This is a genomic window from Streptomyces sp. S.PNR 29 (genome assembly GCF_030386795.1).
In the GTDB taxonomy this organism is placed as follows: Bacteria; Actinomycetota; Actinomycetes; order Streptomycetales; family Streptomycetaceae; genus Streptomyces.
Map to the genome: position 1 here is coordinate 470,288 of NZ_JANUQM010000006.1, position 17,809 is coordinate 488,096.

Sequence of the window (17,809 nt, forward strand, 5' to 3'; positions counted from 1 at the left end):
TCCAGAAGGGACCGCTGACGGCGATGCAGATCCGGCTGACCGTCGTAGACCCGCTGGGCCCGTCCGGGCCCGCTCCGGCGCGGAGCCGGGCCGCGAGCTGCGACGTGCTGGTCACGGCGCCGGCCGGCACGGCCCTGGCCGCGGTCGCCTCGGCGCTGGCCTCCGCGGTCCTCGGCGGCGACGGCACGGGCACGGTGGTGCTCTACGCCGGTGAACAGCGGCTCGACCCCCAGCGCTGCACCCTCGGCGAGCCCCCGCTGATCGACGGCGCCGTGCTGTCCCTGGGCGCCCCGGGCGTGCCGGAGCCGCACCCGGAGCTCGACGACGCCCCCACCCAGCTCCATGTCGTCGCCGGCCCCGACGCGGGCGGCGTCCATCTGCTGCACGGCGGCGAGATCCGCATCGGCCGCTCCGCCGACGCCGACGTCCCCCTCGACGACCCGGACGTCTCCCGGCTGCACTGCGCGGTGACCGTCGCCCCCGACGGCCGGGTCTCGGTCGCCGATCTCGGCTCCACCAACGGCACCGTGCTGGACGGCACCCGTGTGGGCGCCCGCCCGGTCCCCCTCGCGCCGGGGGCCCTGCTGCGGATAGGCGAGTCGGCCCTGCGGCTGGCTCCGGGCGGCGGGCCGGGTGCGCGGCTGGAGACGGCTCCGGACGGGGAGGGGCATGTGCGGCTGTCCCCCGGAGGTGAGCCGGCTTCCGGCGACACGGCCGGCACGGCCGAGCGGACGTATCACGCCTACGGCACCCCGGGCTGGGGCGCGGCCGGGGGTGCCGTCGAGCCGCCTCCCGTGCCGGAGCAGGGCACGGCGCCCCGGATCGAGAGCCAGGGCACGGGCTCGACGCCGGCGGTCCCGCGTACGGCTTCCCGCGCGGGCACACCGGCGAAGGGCCCCCGCGACGGGGACACGCATGGCGCAGGGTCCGTCCTGGGCCCGCTCGACGGAGCCCACGCCGGCCACGCCGCTCCCGCTCAGGACACTCCTCCCCTCGGCAGCGGACGCAAGGGCACCCCGCTCCGGGGAACCGACGCTCCCCAGGGCGTGCGCAAACGCGGGGGCATAGCGGCGTGGGCGCGGCGGCTGGCCGGCGGGCGCGGTGAGCAGGGGGCGAGCGAGCACGGGGGGTACGACGAGCAGACGGCCGGTGCCGAGCCGGAGACGCCGGCCCCGCGGTCCCCGGTGCGGGAGACCTGGCCGGACCCGGCCGCGCTGCTGCTGACGGCGCTGGGTCCGGGGCCGCGGCTGTGGGAACGCGGTCCGGGCCATCCGGAGGCGCTCACCGTGCGGCTCGGTACGGCCGACCGGGCGGCGCCCGACGGTTCGGGGCTGCTGCCCGCGGTGCCGGTGACCGCCGGTCTGCGCGAGGCCGGGGCGCTCGGGCTGGCGGGCCCGCGCGCGCGGCTCGCCGGGCTGACCCGCGCGGTGCTGGCCCAGCTGGCGGCGCTGCACTCCCCCGACACCCTGGAGATCGTCCTGCTCAGCGCGGACCGCTCCCGCTCCCTGGAGGAGCGCACCGCCGAGTGGTCCTGGCTGGGCTGGCTGCCCCATCTGCGCCCGGGACACGGCCAGGACTGCCGCCTCCTGCTCGCCTACGACCGCGAACAGGCGACGGCCCGCACACAGGAGCTCCTGCGGCGCCTGGAGGACCACCTGGCGGATACGGGACGGCCCACCGGCCCCGGGGCGACGGCGACGCCGTTCGCCTCCGTCCCGGGTCAGCCGACCGTGCCCGGGGCATCACAGCCGACCGCGTCCGGGCCGGGCCGGCCGGACCCATCGACCACGTCGGGCGCGGGGCAGCCCGTCGCGTCGATGCCGAGGCAGCCCGTCGCCACCGCGCCAGGACAGCCCACCTCGTCCGGGCAGGGGCGGCTCACCGTTTCCGGGGCGGGCCGGCCGACCTCCTCGGAGCCGGGCCGACCGGTGTCCCCGGGGCCGGGCCGACCACCGTCCGCCGCGCCGGGGCAGGCGACGCCCTCGGGGCCGGTGCAGGAGGAGAGGGCCAAGGCGCCCGCCGCCCGGCGCCCCTCCTGGGCGAGGGACGACGGGACCGACGAGACGGATTACTTCGCGGGGCCGTACACCGTGGTCGTCGTGGACGGGGACCCCGGTGGTGCCGACGTCCGCGAGGCCGTGGCCCGGCTGGCGCTGGAGGGGCCGCGGGCCGGGATTCATGTCGTGTGCCTGGCCGAGACGGCCCCCGCCTCCCCGGCGTCCCCGGTGACGGAGACGTACGAGGCGGCCTGTGCGGTGTCGCCGGCGTTCCGCGAGTGCGGTGCCGTCGCGCTGCTCAGCGGTGACGTGGCGACAGCCCTGCGCCTGCTGCGGGTCGCCCGGGCCGGGACCGCGGCGTCCCCGGCCGGAGCGGACCGGACCGGCCCCGTCGGTCACGGCGCCGTGGCCACCGTGGACGCCGTCTCCCTCCCGTGGGCCGAGCGGTTCGCGCGGGCGCTGGCACCGCTGCGCACGGACGGTGCCGTCGCCGGGCGGCACCCGCGCGTGTCCGCCCCGCTGCCCCAGGCGGCGAGGCTCCTGGACGAACTGGGCCTGGCCCGGGCCACCCCGGCATCGCTGATGGCCCGGTGGGCGGACGCGGCCGACGACGCGGAGGCGCTCGGCGGCCGGGCACAGGCGGTGCTGGGAGCGGGCCCGCGCGGGCCGGTCTGCGTGGACCTCGCGGCCGAGGGCCCGCACCTGCTGATCGAGGGACCGGCGGGCAGCGGCCGTACGGAGCTGCTGCGGGCGGTCGTCGCGTCGCTGGCCTCGGCCGAGCGGCCGGACCGACTGGGCATCGTGCTGATGGACGGCCGGGACAGCGTGGGCGCGGCCGGCGGGCACGGCGAGGGCCTGCGGGTCTGTACGGACGTGCCGCATGTCACCACCCACCTCACCGCCAACGACCCCGTCCGCATGCGGGAGTTCGCCCAGTCCCTGAGTGCCGAGCTGAAACGGCGTGCCGAGCTGCTCGGGCGGTCCGGCTTCGCCGAGTGGCACACCGGGCGCCAGGTCTCCGGCCGCATGGTCGCCCAGCGCACACCGGCGACGCGCGCCACGTCGGCAGCGGGGGCCGGGGACCTCGACTCGCCGCCCAGCTCGACCCTGCGGCTGCGCCCGGGGGCGGGCCGGCAGCGCACGGAGTCGGCGCCGCCGTTGCCCCGGCTCGTCGTGGTCGTGGACGACCTGGACGCCCTGGTCTCCCCCGCGCTCGGTTCGCCCGGACGGCCCGCCGCCGGGTCGGTGATGCGGGCACTGGAGGCCGTGGCGCGGGAGGGTGAGCGGCTCGGCGTGCACCTCGTGGCGGCCGCCGGTCCCGGAGGGCGTACGGCGGAGACGGAACCGGCCCGCCGGGCCACCCTGCGCGTCACCCTCGAAGCGCCGGTGCCGGGGCCGGACGAACCGGCGCCGGGGCGTGGCCGCCTGGCGTCGGCCGACGGAAGGACGACCCCCTTCCAGGCCGGCCGGGTCACGGGCCGCATCCCCCGGACGGCGACCCTGCGCCCGACGGTCGTCCCCCTGGAGTGGCCCCGCATGGGCGACCCGCCGACCCGGCGCCCCGTGAAGGAGTTGGGGAACGGGCCGACGGATCTGGCGCTGCTGGCCAGCGCGTTGGAGCGGGCGGCGCGGGAGGTTTCGGCGGCTGAGGTGCCGTCACTTCTGTAGCGGGGAGTGGCTCTCGGCCCGTCCGGCGCTTGAGGACGAGGCCGTCCAGGCCGAATTGGGGATCTGGGGCGGCACCCCCAGGACGTCGGCGGCAACGCCGAGTGCCCGACTAGTCACGACGCGGTCACGAAACCCCCGTTGACAGCGGACGCGCTCTTGCCGCCCGCAACCCCCACGGCGTACACCAGACCGCACGGGACAGCGCCGAACGTTCGACGAGGAACGAAGAACGGGGCAGTGATGCGCATCAGCAGCACCATCCGGACACGCAGGTCTCCCAGTCACCCAACGGCACCCCACACCCCACGCAGGACCGCCAGAGCCGCAGCCGCCGTTCTCGCGGGAGCGCTCGCGTTCTCGCTGACCGCCTGCGGAGGCGACGACGATGACAAGGACAAGACGGGAGGCGGCGACGACGAGACCGCCGCCACCGTCACCCTCCCCAAGCTGAACGGCGAGACCCTGGAGGTCGCCGCCGTGTGGACCGGCGCGGAGCAGGCCAACTTCAAGAAAGTGCTGGCCGAGTTCGAGAAGCGCACGGGCGCGAAGGTCAACTTCGTACCCGCCCAGGACCCCATCATCAACTTCCTCGGCTCCAAGATCGCGGGTGGCAAGCCCCCGGACGTGGCGCTGCTCCCGCAGCCGGGCGCCATCAAGCAGGCCGTCGACAAGGGCTGGGCCAAGCCGCTGGGCGCCGAGGCGCAGAAGGAGCTGGGCGAGAACTACTCGCAGGGCTGGCAGGACATCGGGAAGGTCGACGGCAAGCAGTACGGCGTCTACTACAAGGCCGCCAACAAGTCGCTGATCTGGTACAACACCAAGGTCTTCGAGAACGCGGGCGCCTCGGAGCCCAAGACCTGGGACGAACTCCTCACCACCGCCCAGGCGGTGTACGACTCCGGTGTCACCCCGTTCTCCGTCGGCGGCGCCGAGGGCTGGACCCTGACCGACTGGTTCGAGAACATCTACCTCTCCCAGGCGGGCCCGGAGAAGTACGACCAGCTCGCCCAGCACAAGATCAAGTGGACGGACCCCTCCGTGAAGGAGGCCCTCACCACCCTCGCCCAGGTCTGGGGCAAGAAGGACTATGTCGCGGGCGGCGCGAAGGGAGCGCTGCAGACGGACTTCCCGGAGTCGGTGACGCAGACCTTCACCGGGGGCGACCAGCCCAAGGCGGGCATGGTCTACGAGGGCGACTTCGCCCAGGTCAACATCACCCAGACGAAGTCGAAGGTCGGCACGGACGCGAAGGTGTTCCCGTTCCCGGCGGTCGGTGACACGGCGCCCGTGGTCTCCGGCGGCGACGCGGCCGTGATCCTGAAGGACTCCAAGGCGGCGCAGGCCCTGGCCACCTTCCTGGCCTCCCCGGACGCGGCGACGATCCAGGCGAAGCTGGGCGGCTACCTCTCGCCGAACAAGAGCGTGCCGAACTCGGCGTACCCGAACGCGGTGCAGCAGAAGATCGCCAAAGCCCTGATCGACTCGGGCGACGACTTCCGCTTCGACATGTCCGACCAGGCCCCGCAGGCCTTCGGCGGCACGCCCGGCAAGGGCGAGTGGAAGGCGCTGCAGGACTTCCTGAAGAACCCGAAGGACATCGCGGGCACGCAGCGGAAGCTGGAGGCCGACGCGGCCGCCGCCTACGGGGGCTGACGCCATGACGTCGGCCACCGCGGCAGGGGTCCCGCCGGCCCCTGCCGCACCCAAGTCGCGCAAGAACGTGACCGGCACGCGCAGGACCGTGGCAGCGCTGTTCCTGCTGCCCGCCCTGGTGCTGCTCGGCGCGCTCGTGGTCTACCCGATCGGGTACTCGGTCGTCCGCAGTTTCTACGACCAGTCCGGCGACGGTTTCGCCGGATTCGACAACTACCAGGCCCTGTTCAGTGACGAGGGCATCCGCACCGCCCTGAAGAACAACGTCATCTGGGTGGTGTTCGCGCCGACGGTCTCCACCGCGCTCGGTCTGATCTTCGCGGTGCTGACCGAACGGGTGCGCTGGGGGACGGCGTTCAAGCTGGTCGTCTTCATGCCGATGGCGATCTCGATGCTGGCGGCGGGCATCATCTTCCGCCTGGTGTACGACCAGGACCCGGACAAGGGCGTGGCGAACGCGGTGTGGGTGGGCGTCCACGACACCTTCGCTCAGTCGTCGGCGTTCCCGAAGGCGCACCCGGGCCGTGAGTCGCCCCTCACGGCACAGGACGGCGGCTTCGTCACCAAGGACCCGGTCCGGACCGGCCAGGCCGTCACGCTCCCCCTGCTCGGTGTCGCCCCCGACCAGATGCCCGACGACGCGAAGAACGCCGTGGCGCCGAAGGCCGAGCCGGGGAAGATCACCGGCACGACCTGGCAGGACTTCACCCGTGGCAAGGGCGTCGGCAAGCTCGGCGGCGTCGACGCGTCCGAGCTGGGCTACGCCGGCATGAAGATCGAGGCCGTCAAGGACGGCAGGGTGGTCGAGTCGACGAAGGCCGCCGCCGACGGCACCTTCACCCTGTCGTCGAAGGCCGACGGCGCCCGGCTCCGGCTCCCGGCCGGCAACTTCGAGGAGCCGTACAACGGCCTGGACTGGCTCGGCCCGTCGCTCGTCACGCCGGCGATCATCGGGGCGTACGTGTGGATGTGGGCCGGTTTCGCGATGGTGCTGATCGCGGCCGGGCTCGCCGGGGTCCCGCGGGAGCTCCTCGAAGCGGCCCGGGTGGACGGCGCGAACGAGTGGCAGGTGTTCAGAAGGGTCACCGTCCCGCTGCTGGCGCCGGTCCTCGCGGTCGTCACCGTCACGCTGATGATCAACGTGCTGAAGGTGTTCGACCTGGTCTTCATCATCGCCCCCGGCTCCTCCCAGGACGACGCGAACGTCCTCGCCCTGGAGCTGTACCGCAAGGGCTTCTCCGAGGACCAGCCGGGCATCGCCAGCGCCATCTCGGTGTTCCTGCTGCTGCTCGTCATTCCGGTGATGTGGTTCAACATCCGTAGGCTCAGGCGGGAGGTGCGGCGATGACGACCCAGGCCGGGACTCTGCCGAAGGTGGCCCCCGCCGAGCCGGTCAAGGTCAGGCCGTCCTTGGGGGCCCGCCTCGCCGAAGGCGTCAGCGGCGGTCTGATGCGCGTGTTCCTGATCGTCGTCGGACTGTTCTGGCTGGTCCCGACGATCGGCCTGCTCATCTCCTCGCTGCGCGCCCCGCAGGACATGGCGGGCAGCGGCTGGTGGAAGGTCTTCGGCAAGCCCTCGCAACTCACCTTCGAGAGCTACGACAAGCTCCTGCAGAACGGCGACATCACCGATTCCCTCGTCAACACGGTTCTGATCACCGTCCCGGCGACGGTCCTGGTCGTCGTCATCGGCGCCCTCGCCGGCTACGCGTTCGCGTGGATGGAGTTCCCGGGCCGTGACTGGTGGTTCCTGGCAGTGGTCGGCCTGCTGGTCGTCCCCGTGCAGGTCGCGCTGATCCCGATCGCCGAACTGTTCGGCTCGATCGGCCTGTTCGGCTCGGTGCTCGGCGTGGTCCTCTTCCACACCGGCTTCGGCCTGCCCTTCGCGGTGTTCCTGCTCAGGAACTTCTTCGCGGAGATCCCCAGGGAGCTGCTGGAGGCGGCCCGGCTCGACGGGGCGGGCGAACTGCGCCTGTTCGCCCGGGTCGTGATGCCGCTGGGTGGCCCGGCGATCGCGAGCCTGGGCATCTTCCAGTTCCTGTGGGTGTGGAACGACATGCTGATCGCGCTGGTGTTCACCGACTCGGGCAGCCAGCCGATCACGGTCGCGCTGCAGACGCAGGTACGGCAGTTCGGCAACAACATCGACGTCCTGGCACCGGGAGCCTTCATCTCCATGGTGATCCCGCTGGTCGTGTTCTTCGCGTTCCAGCGGCAGTTCGTGTCCGGCGTCATGGCGGGCGCGGTCAAGTAACCCGGGAGAAAGCCCGGTTGAGGGGGCGGACCGGCACCGGTCCGCCCCCTCACCGTGTGCTCACCCGTATGCCGTAGACGTTCGTAACCAAGTCACCCCACCGGGCGTTCCCGGGCCGAAGCCCGTGCCGACCCATGGATGTGCCGTGCCCAGGTTCAGTGTCGTCGTCCCCGTGTACAAGGTTCAGGCCTACCTCCACGAGTGCCTGGAATCGGTGCTCTCCCAGTCCTGTCCCGACCTGGAGCTGATCGCGGTCGACGACTGCTCGCCGGACGCCTGCGGCGCGATCATCGAGGAGTTCGCGGCGCGTGACCCGCGCGTACGGCCCGTCCACCTGCCTGAGAACAGCGGCCTCGGCCCCGCCCGCAACGCCGGGATGGAACGGGCCACCGGCGACTACCTGATCTTCCTGGACAGCGACGACACCCTCACCCCCGGCGCGCTGCGGGCGATCGCCGACCGGCTGAAGGAGACCGGCGAGCCGGACGTCCTGGTCTACGACTACGCGCGCACCTACTGGACGGGGGAGGCCGTCCGCAACCAGGGCGCCGCCCGGCTCACCGAGCGGGGCCCGGCCCCGTTCCGCCTGAAGGACCGCCCGGGGCTGCTGCGCCTGCTGGCGGTCGCCTGGAACAAGGCCTACCGGCGGGAGTTCCTCGTCCGCGAGGGCTTCGCCTTCCCGCCCGGCTACTACGAGGACACGCCGTGGACGTACCCGGTGCTGATGACGGCGGGGTCGATCGCCACCCTCGACCGGGTCTGCGTGCACTACCGGCAGCGCCGGCGGGGCAACATCCTCGGCACGGCCGGCGAGCGGCACTTCGACGTCTTCGACCAGTACGACCGGGTCTTCGCGTACCTGGACGAGCGCCCCGAGCTGGCCCGGTGGCGGCCGATGCTGTTCCGCCGCATGGTCGACCACCTGGCGGCGGTGTTCGCCCGGGACGACCGGCTGCCGCGCGGCACGCACGCCGAGTTCCTGCGCCGGGCCCGCGCCCACTACCGCCGCTACCGCGTCCCCGGCACCCCCGCCACCCTCCGCGCCCGCCTGCGCCACACCCTGATCCGCCTCGGCCTGCACCGCACCTACCGGGCGCTGCGGCTGGCGACGGCCCTGCACCGCAGGACCGACACGTGCGCGAGGAAACTCGCGCGCGCCCTGCACCGCGCCGCCCTCCGGCTGCACTACAAGATCCAGCTCTGCCTCCCCCTGCACGCCGACCGTGCCGTCTTCTCCGCCTACGACGGCCGCGGTCACGGCTGCAGCCCGGGCGCGCTGGAGGAGGCGTTCCGCACCGTCGCCCCGCACATCCGCACGGCATGGATCGCCCACCCCGAGCACCACCACACGGTCCCCCCCGGTCCTCGCCGGGTGCGCCCCGGGACGGCCGCGTACTGGACGGCGCTGGCCCGCTCCAAGTACGTGATCAGCAACGTCGGCTTCGACCGCCGCCTGGTCAAGCGCCGCGGCCAGGTCCTCGTCCAGACCCAGCACGGCACCCCGCTCAAGCACATGGGCCTGGATCTGCAGGAGTACCCGGCGGCCGCCCGCGACACCGACTTCGCGGAGCTCCTGCGGGACGTCGACCGATGGGACTACGTCCTGTCCGCCAACCGCCACACCACCCTGACCTGGGAGCGCGCCTATCCGGGCACGTACACCACCCTGGAGTACGGCTGTCCCCGCAACGACGTCCTCCAGCGGGCCACGGCCGAGGACGTGACCCGGCTGCGCGAGTCCCTCGGCATCCCCGAGGGCACGGTCGCGATCCTGTACGCGCCCACCTACCGCGACTACCGCCGCACCCAGCGCCCCGGCCTCGACCTGGAGCAGGTCCTGCGCCGCCTCGGCCCCCGCTTCGCCGTGCTGGCCCGCGCCCACTTCCGGTGCGGCGGCCCGCTCGCCCGCACGTCGGGCCGGGTCATCGATGTCACCGACCACCCGGGTGTCGAGCAGTTGTGCCTGGCCTCGGACGCCCTGGTCACCGACTACTCGTCGATCATGTTCGACTACGCCAACCTGGACCGGCCGATCGTGCTCCACGCCGACGACTGGGAGGCGTACGAGGCGGCCCGCGGCACCTACTTCGACGTGCGGTCCTTCCCGCCGGGCGCGGTCGCGCGCAGCGAGGACGAGCTGATCGACATCTTCGTCACCGGCCACTGGCACGGCGCACGCTCCGCCCAGCTGCGCAGGGCGTTCCGCGAGCGGTTCTGCCCGTACGACGACGGACACGCCGCCGAGCGGGTCGTACGCCATGTCGTCCTCGGGGAGGCCCACGCCCCGCCGGTCGTGCCGCTGGACGAACGGCACCCGGCGCCGTCGGCGGCCGCGGCGCTCTCCCTCTGAGCGCACCAGCACAAGACCCACGGAGAGAGCAGAATGCCCCGCTTCAGCATCATCGTTCCCACGCACGACGTGCCAGGGCGCCTGTCCGACTGCCTGTCCTCTGTGCTCGGGGAGCCCTTCACGGACTTCGAACTGATCGCCGTCATCGACGAGTCCGAGGAGTTGTGCACCGCCATGGTGACCGACCACGCGCGCCGCGACTCCCGGGTGCGCATCGCGTCGTCACCACGGGACAGCGGCCTGCCGGGCGCCCGGAACGCGGGAATGGCCAGGGCGAACGGTGACTATCTGATGTTCCTCGACGGCGACGACACCCTCGTGCCGGGCACGCTGAGCGCCGTGGACGCGTGCCTGGCGCGGAACGGCGATCCCGATCTGCTGCTCTTCGACCACGAACGGGTTCACTGGTTCCACGGCAGCCAGGGGCCTGTGCTGCGGCGTCTGACGGAGAACGCCCCCTCACGGTCCTTCTCCGCGCACGATCACGCCGCGTTGCCCGACCCCCTGGTGCCGGCCTTCTCCGGCGCGTACCGCCGCGCATTCCTGCGGGACCACGGACTGACCTTCACGGCCGGCATGTTCACGGATGTTCCGTGGAGCGTCCTGACGGTCCTGCACGCCGACCGGATCGCACTGCTCGACCGGGTCTGCGTCCGCCACCTGCAGCGTCGCCAGGGTGCCAGGAACCGGGTCGCGGGCGTCCATCACCTGGACCTGCTGGACCAGTTCGACGTGACGATGCGGCGGACCGCGGCGCTCGGACTCCCCCACGAGCTGGTCTCACGGACGTTCCTGAGGCTGTCGCACGCCCTGCTGAAGACGGCATCGTCTCCGTGGCGGCTGCCGAGCGCCCGGGCCCGCAGACGCTTCTTCCGCCGCGCCTCCCGCCTCTATCGTCTGCACCGGCCCGCCGGATTCCGTCCTCCGGGCGGCAGTCTGGGCCTCCAGCACAGGCTCCTGGCGCACGGGGCCTACACCGGGTTCTGTGTGCTGCGGGGGGCCAAGCGCCGCCTGTCGCACATCGCAGTCCGTGCGCGCGCGCTCGCCGGCCGGACGTACCGGCGGGTGAACCACCCGTATCGGCGCTACCTGAAGCGACCGATCGACGAGAACCTCGCCGTCTACTCGTCCTACTGGGGGCGCGGCTACACCTGCAACCCCGCTGCCATCCACGCCGCGGCACGCCGCCTGGCCCCGCACATCAGGTCCGTGTTCCTGGTGTCCGAGCCCGGCACCCCGCAGATGCCCGACGACGTGGAATGCGTCGTGATCGGCAGTCGGCGCTACTGGGAGGTGATGGCCACGGCCAAGTACACCTTCAACAACGTCAACTTCGAGATGTCCGTCAGGAAGCGCCCCGGCACCCTTCACGTGCAGACCCAGCACGGGACCCCGCTCAAACGGATGGGCATCGACCAGATCGCCTTCCCGGCCGCCGCGTCCGCCGCCGGAAGCTTCGGCAAGTTGCTGCAGCGGGTCGACCGCTGGGACTTCAACATCTCCTCGAACACGCACTCCACCGAAGTGTGGGAGCGCGCCTACCCGGGCACGTACGAGAGTCTCGACGTGGGGTATCCGCGCAACGACGCCTTCTACCGCTCCACGGCCCAGGACGTGGCGGCGATCCGGGCGCGGTTCGGCATCCCGGAGGACCGCGTCGCCGTCCTCTACGCCCCCACGCATCGCGACTACCGCACCGGCTTCACCCCGCAACTCGACCTGGCCGCGTTGTGCGACTCGCTCGGCGACGAGTTCGTGGTGCTGTTGCGGGCGCACCACTTCCACGACGCGGAAGCCGCCTCGCTGGAAAAGACGCTGCGCGCCGGAAAGCTGATCAACCTGACGGAGCACCGCCTCCCCGAAGAGGTGTGTCTCGCCGCGGACGCCCTGATCACGGACTACTCCTCGATCATGTTCGACTACGCCAACCTCGACCGTCCGATCGTCATCCACGCCGACGACTGGGAGATCTACAAGGAGACGCGGGGCGTCTACTTCGACCTGCCGGCGACACCACCGGGCCCGGTGACCCGTACCCAGGAGGACCTGGTGCGCGTCTTCCGCGACGGCTCGTACGCGGGCACCGAGTCGGCGGCGCTGCGCGCCCGCTTCCGCGAGCGCTTCTGCCAGTTCGACGACGGCCACGCCGCCGAACGCGTCGTACGCCGGGTCCTGCTCGGCGAACCACCTCAGGCGCTCCCGCCCGTGATCCCGCTCGCCGAGCGCACCCCGGCCCCCGCCGCAGCGCCCCTCGTAAGGAGCTGACCCAGCCGTGCCCCGCTTCAGCGTCATCGTCCCCGTCTTCAAGGTGCAGGGCTATCTGCGCGAGTGCCTCGACTCGGTCCTCACGCAGTCGTTCACGGACATCGAGGTCATCGCCGTCGACGACCGCTCTCCCGACAACAGCGGTGCCATCCTCGACGAGTACGCGGAGCGCGACGCGCGCGTGCGGGTCCTGCACCTGCCGGAGAACGTCGGGCTCGGCCGCGCCCGCAATGCCGGAGTCGGCCATGCCACCGGCGACTACCTGCTGTTCCTCGACAGCGACGACAGTTACACGCCGGGCGCCCTGGGGGCGATCGACGACCGGCTCCGGGCCACGGGCGACCCCGAGGTGCTCGTCTTCGACCACGTGCGCAGCCACTGGTGGGGCCGGGGCGGCCGAAGCATGACCGCCGATCTGCTGGCCTCGGCGGGCACGGACACCTTCGACATCCTGAGCAGCCCGCAGTATCTGCATCTGTTCCTCGTCGCCTGGAACAAGGCGTACCGCCGGGACTTCTTCACCGAACACGGCTTCGCGTACCAGCGGGGGCTCTACGAGGACGCGCCCGTGACGTACCAGGTTCTGGTCTCGGCCCGGCACATCGCCTGCCTGGACCGCGTATGCGTCGAATACCGCCAGCGCAGACAGGGCGCCATCACCAGGACCCCGGGACGCAGGCACTTCGACATCTTCACGCAGTACGCCGGGCTGTTCGCCTTCCTCGACCAGCACCCGGAGCTGGACGAGGCCAGACCGCTCCTCTTCGAGCGGATGATCAACCACTTCCTGGTGACGATCTGGCGCTCCGAGCGGGTGCTGCCCGACGACCGCGGTGCCTTCTACCGCAGGACGGTGGAGTTCTACCGCCGTTACAAGCCGGACGGTTTCGTCCCGCCGGACGACGCCTACCGCACCCAGTGGCGGCTGCTCCCGGCCAGCCCCTACCTCGTGTTCCGGGCCTGCGTCCTGGCGAAGGCTCTGCGGGACGCGTCGCTCCGCAAGAAGCGCGAGCTCCACAGGGCGACCGGCCAGAAGGTCAAGCAGGCCATCGCCGGGACGCAGCGCCGACGCCCGCTGGACCGGAACCTCGCCGTCTACTCGGCCTTCGGCCACCGCGGTGCACTCGGCGATCCGGCGGCCATCCACCAAGCGGCCGGCGTGCTGGCGCCCCACATCCGCTCGGTGTGGGTGGTGCGGCCGGAAGCCGTCCGGCAGCTGCCGGAGGGCATCGACCACGTCACGCCCGGCACGCCGCGCTACCACCAGGTGATGAGCCGCGCCACGTACTTCGTCAACAACGTCACCTGGGGTGCCGACGTGGTGAAACGTCCGGGGCAGGTCCATGTCCACACCCATGTCGGCACCCCGCTCAAGCGCATGGGGGTGGACCTGCTCGATCGCCGGGCCGCGACCTACCACGTCAATGTGCGTGCCCAGTTGCGGCGCGCGGACCTCTGGGACTACAGCCTGGTCTCCAGCCCCCATGCCGAGCGCGTGTGGGACCGCGCCTATCCGTGCCGCTTCACCTCGCTGCCGACCGGCGCGCCCCGCAACGACGTGCTGGTGCGCGGTGACGCACTGCGCGGGACGGCGGTGCGCGCCCGGTTGGGCATCCCCCGCGACCACACGGTGATCCTCTACGCGCCGACTCCCCGCGACCACCAGAAGTGGTACGTGCCGCGGCTCGACTTCGCGGCTCTGACGCGCCGCCTCGGCCCCGGCGTCACCCTGCTCGTCCGGCTGCACTGGCACCAGGCGAACGCCGCCTTCAGGGACCTGGAACTGCGCGACCTGCAGCAGCGCGGCCTCCTGCTCGATGTCACCGACGAACCCTCGGTGGAGGACCTGATGCTGGCCTCCGACGCCCTGGTGACCGACTACTCGTCCCTCATGTTCGACTACACCCACCTCGACCGTCCCATCGTCGTCCACGCCGACGACTGGAAGGTGTACGAGGCGGCCCGGGGCACCTACTTCGACCTGCTCGCCGAACCACCCGGGCACGTCACCACCAGCACCGCCCAACTGATCCAGGTCTTCACGGACGGGTCCTGGCGGGACGAGCGCTCGGCGGCACTGCGCCGGGAATTCCGCGCACGGTACTGCACGTACGACGACGGCCACTCGGCAGCCCGTGTGGTCAGCCTGGTCATGCTCGGGCAGGAGTCGTTCCCGCCCAGCATTCCGGAGCAGCACGGCAGTCGCCTGGACGAGGTCTCGCTGCCCGGCAGGTACGAGCGATGACCGGGGTCGGCCAGAGGGGCGCGGCGCGACTGCCCGATCAGAGCGGTCCCGGTCGCGCGGTGCCGCGCTCCGCCCCGGACCGTGGCTCCACCACGGGCTCACGCCCGTGGGCCGACGGCCTCGCGATGACGGCGGGCACCGCCCTCATCGGGTGGCAGGGGGCGCGGCTCGGAGCCTGGGTGGTGGACGACGCGGCCATCACGTTCGCCTACGCGCGCAGCGTCGACGAAGGCCTCGGGTTCGTCCAGCAGGCCGGGTCGCCCGCGGTGGAGGGCTACTCCAACCCCACCTGGCTCGCCCTCCTCGTCGTCGGCCGCGCACTGGGGCTTTTCGATCACCGTGCCGTCCTCGGCGTTCCCGACCTGGTGCTCTATCCCAAGATGCTCGGCCTGGCGTGCGCGTTCGGCATCCTGCTGGCCGTGGCCTGCACGGCCCGGCGGATCGTTCGCCTGTCGTGGGCGGTGACCGGTCTCGCCGGGGTGCTGCTGGCAAGCAATCTCTCGTTCGTGGCATGGATGTTCGCGGGTCTGGAGAATCCGCTGTACGCCCTGCTGTCCACCGTCCTCGCCTCCGTTCTGGCCTGCGCGGCCGCGAGGGGCACGCTCCTCGGCCGGCTCCCGGTCGTGGGCTCGGGTCTGCTGGCACTGGCCGCGGCGCTCACCCGACCGGACGGCGCGGTGCTCGCCGCCGCCTGTCCACTGCTCCTCGCGGTGACCTGGCGGGGCGCGGACCTCGGGCGGCGGCTGCGGGCGGCCGGGCTGAGTGTCGCCGTCTTCCTCCTGCCGTACGGTCTCTTCCTGGCCTGGCGCCACAGCGTGTTCGGCAGGCTGGTGCCCAACACGGCTGTGGCGAAGGCGCAGGGGGTTCCGTCGGCCGGGGAGTTCGCCACCACCACGGGAGAACTGCTCACGTACGCGGGCTGGCCCGCCGTACTCGCGGCCACCGCCCTGTTCGCCGTGGCCCTCACCCGGGGCGGGGCCCTGCAGAGGTCGCTTCCCGCCGTGCTGGTTCCCCTCGGTCTGACGCTGTGTGCGTTCGGTGCTCTCAAACGGGACTGGATGGGCCTGTACCGCTTCGCGACTCCGGTGTGGGCTCTGGGCATCATGGCGATGAGCCTGACCCTCGTCGCGGTCGCCGAGCGGCTGCGCGGACACCGGCGCGCGGTCCTGGGCCTGACCGTGGGCTGCGCGTTGATCTTGTCCGGGGCCGGCCAACGCGAGCCCGAAGCGGAGTTCCGCGCCAAGCCCACGCTTCCGATGTGCCTGATCGTCCAGCGCGACGGTGTCATCTTCAACGAGTACGCGGACCGGCTCGACCTGGCACACGGCTCGGTCCTGCTGCCCAGCCTCGGCGGAACCCTGCTCACCAGCGACCTCAAGGTGTACGACCTGGCCGGCCTGACGGAGCCCCGTATCGCCGACGCGCTCGCCGCCGACGACATCCCGGGGCTGCAGCGGTACGTGTTCGACGAACTGCGTCCCACCTTCGTCCACGCGGTCGCCGTCTGGGCCCGCAAGACCGGGATGCTCGCACCACGGCTGACCGCGGAGGGATACGTGCCCCTGTACCGCACCTCCGAAGGGGGCGGCGACTGGGTACGCGCCGATGCCGTGAAGCACCCCGAGCGCCTCAAGGAACTGCGGGCCTGGGCGGCCCGCGCGGTGCCCAGGGCCTACGAGCGGAAACTCACCGGCTGCAGCGGTCCCCTGCGTCCCGGGATGAGGGCGGCCGGCACAGCCGGCCCGCGGAACCCGTGACCCGCGAGGACCGGATTCCCCGGTCAAGGAGCGTCCTGTGATCCACAGGCCGCGGGGAGCTGCGCCTTCCGGGTGTACCGGCGCAGCACCCCGCTGCGCAGACGCCTCTCTGCCACCGGCGTGAAGTCGCGTCGCAGCAGGGCGAGTTTGGCCTGCTCGGTGGTGTTCCGGGGTGACCAGCCGGGGCGTGCCGCATCCGTGTAGAACAGGACCCACACCTGACGCAAGCACGCCATCCGGGCCCCGAGGCGCCGCTTGTCGACGTCCTGCCCGAACAGGGTTCCGGAGCTGCGGCCGGTCGCCCGGAGCGACACGTCCCGGACCCCCCTGACGGACTCGGGATACACCTCCGCGAGACGGCGCCCGACCATGGGCACGTACAGCAACGCGTCCCCCGGTCTCAGTTCATGGGCCATCACGCGGGCGACCGCCGCGAAGTCGTCCCTCCGGGCCAGGGGAGTGCGCTGTTCCTCGTGGAGGGGGAGCTGCACACAGAAGCTCGCGACGATCAGGCAGGCACCGGCCAGGGCCGGGACCCGGCCGTCCCGCCACCTGCCGACGCGCATCCTGCCGAGCACGGTGTCGACGCCGGCGGCGGTGAGCAGCGGCACTCCGGCGAACGCGAAGAACACATAGCGCGGCAGGTACAGCGGGTGCGCCTGCGACACGGCGAACAGCACCACGGTGGGCACCACGGCGAGCGGCAGTGCGACGGCGACCAGGCCGCAGGTGCCCGGTCCCCGACGGGCCGGCGGGCGCACCACGGCGAGTCCGATGAGCAGGAGCGTCAGAACGGACAACGGCCCGTGGCGGCCGGTGGCCGTACGCAGCAACCACTCGGCTTCGGCAAGGCCGGGCCGTCGCAGCCAGGCGACCTGCGCACTCTGCGCCGCCGCCACCGCCACGAGCGGCAGGACGAGCAGCACGGCAGCACCCGCCGCGCCGGCCCACCCCCGCCACACGGCCCGGCCGACCCGTGCGGCGGACAGCGTCACCGCATGCGCGAGCAGCAGCAGTACCGCCAGCTCGTGCAGCCAGGCCGCGCCGGTCACCAGCGCGCCGTACGCCGCCCAGGCTCCCGCGGACGGGCGTTCCACCGCTCGGACCAACGCCAGTGTCGCGGCGGTGGCGGCGGCCGCGACGAGTGCGTAGGAGCGGCCTTCCTGCGCGTAGTACGCCGCGAAGGGGGAAACCCCGTACAGCGACCCGGCCAGCAATCCGACCCGCGGCCCGGCGAGACAGCCGCCCAGCAGGGCGACCAGGCACGCCGTGACGGTGGCGGCCAGCACAGACGGCAGACGCAGCGCGAACTCACCCGCGTCCACGGCGAGGACGAAGTGCATCAGCAGGTAGTAGAGGCCGTGCACCGCGTCGACGGTGTGCACAAGGCGCCAGATCTCCGGCAGTGTGCGGGTGGCCACCTGCAAGGTGGCCGCCTCGTCACGCCATACGCTGCCCCGCTCAAGTCCCCACAGGCCGAGCGTCAGCATGACGGCACCCGGCACCAGAACCACCGCAGTCCGGGAACGGGCGACACAGAGGTACCAACGCATGAATTGATCTTGTAAGACCGCAGGGCCCTCCTCCACAGGCACGTCGAGAGCACGCAGGGCATCACTCG

Annotated in this window: 9 protein-coding genes; 8 read left to right on the forward strand and 1 reads right to left on the reverse strand. The window is 72.4% G+C overall.

Going from position 1 to position 17,809, the window contains the following annotated elements:
• Positions 1-23 precede the first annotated feature (23 nt).
• From NW895_RS19425 to NW895_RS19460, 8 genes are all read left to right on the forward strand, one after another.
• Complete coding sequence (locus NW895_RS19425; RefSeq protein WP_289937031.1) at positions 24-3,665, forward strand: FHA domain-containing protein; 3,642 nt, start codon at positions 24-26, stop codon at positions 3,663-3,665.
• Between the two features lie 240 nt (positions 3,666-3,905).
• On the forward strand, positions 3,906-5,318 hold the full coding sequence (locus NW895_RS19430; protein WP_289936977.1) for an extracellular solute-binding protein: 1,413 nt from the start codon (positions 3,906-3,908) through the stop codon (positions 5,316-5,318).
• Between the two features lie 4 nt (positions 5,319-5,322).
• The gene (locus NW895_RS19435; RefSeq protein WP_289936978.1) at positions 5,323-6,666 is read left to right on the forward strand and encodes a sugar ABC transporter permease; all 1,344 of its coding nucleotides are present in this window, start codon (positions 5,323-5,325) and stop codon (positions 6,664-6,666) included.
• Positions 6,663-7,571, forward strand: a complete 909-nt coding sequence (locus tag NW895_RS19440) for a carbohydrate ABC transporter permease (RefSeq protein WP_289936979.1) — start codon at positions 6,663-6,665, stop codon at positions 7,569-7,571. Before NW895_RS19435 ends, NW895_RS19440 begins: the two co-directional genes overlap by 4 nt.
• A 145-nt stretch (positions 7,572-7,716) precedes the next feature.
• Positions 7,717-9,921, forward strand: coding sequence for a bifunctional glycosyltransferase family 2 protein/CDP-glycerol:glycerophosphate glycerophosphotransferase (locus NW895_RS19445; RefSeq protein WP_289936980.1), 2,205 nt, complete (start codon positions 7,717-7,719; stop codon positions 9,919-9,921).
• A 33-nt stretch (positions 9,922-9,954) separates the two neighbouring features.
• Positions 9,955-12,186 carry a bifunctional glycosyltransferase family 2 protein/CDP-glycerol:glycerophosphate glycerophosphotransferase gene (locus NW895_RS19450; RefSeq protein ID WP_289936981.1) on the forward strand — a complete coding sequence of 744 codons (2,232 nt, stop codon included), beginning with the start codon at positions 9,955-9,957 and terminating at the stop codon, positions 12,184-12,186.
• A gap of 7 nt (positions 12,187-12,193) precedes the next feature.
• Positions 12,194-14,431, forward strand: coding sequence for a bifunctional glycosyltransferase family 2 protein/CDP-glycerol:glycerophosphate glycerophosphotransferase (locus tag NW895_RS19455; protein WP_289936982.1), 2,238 nt, complete (start codon positions 12,194-12,196; stop codon positions 14,429-14,431).
• 59 nt (positions 14,432-14,490) lie between these two features.
• Positions 14,491-16,188 carry a hypothetical protein gene (locus NW895_RS19460; RefSeq protein WP_289936983.1) on the forward strand — a complete coding sequence of 566 codons (1,698 nt, stop codon included), beginning with the start codon at positions 14,491-14,493 and terminating at the stop codon, positions 16,186-16,188.
• A 23-nt stretch (positions 16,189-16,211) separates the two neighbouring features.
• Here NW895_RS19460 and NW895_RS19465 read toward each other — a convergent pair whose 3' ends face one another.
• A complete protein-coding gene (locus NW895_RS19465; protein WP_289936984.1) occupies positions 16,212-17,741 on the reverse strand; it encodes a glycosyltransferase family 39 protein in 1,530 nt (509 codons plus the stop codon).
• Positions 17,742-17,809 lie beyond the last annotated feature (68 nt).

Coding starts and splice junctions, on each gene's coding strand:
- NW895_RS19425 (WP_289937031.1), top strand. CDS start 24: ATGCAGATCCGGCTGACCGTCGTAGACCCGCTGGGCCCGTCCGGGCCC.
- NW895_RS19430 (WP_289936977.1), top strand. CDS start 3,906: ATGCGCATCAGCAGCACCATCCGGACACGCAGGTCTCCCAGTCACCCA.
- NW895_RS19435 (WP_289936978.1), top strand. CDS start 5,323: ATGACGTCGGCCACCGCGGCAGGGGTCCCGCCGGCCCCTGCCGCACCC.
- NW895_RS19440 (WP_289936979.1), top strand. CDS start 6,663: ATGACGACCCAGGCCGGGACTCTGCCGAAGGTGGCCCCCGCCGAGCCG.
- NW895_RS19450 (WP_289936981.1), top strand. CDS start 9,955: ATGCCCCGCTTCAGCATCATCGTTCCCACGCACGACGTGCCAGGGCGC.
- NW895_RS19465 (WP_289936984.1), bottom strand. CDS start 17,741: ATGCGTTGGTACCTCTGTGTCGCCCGTTCCCGGACTGCGGTGGTTCTG.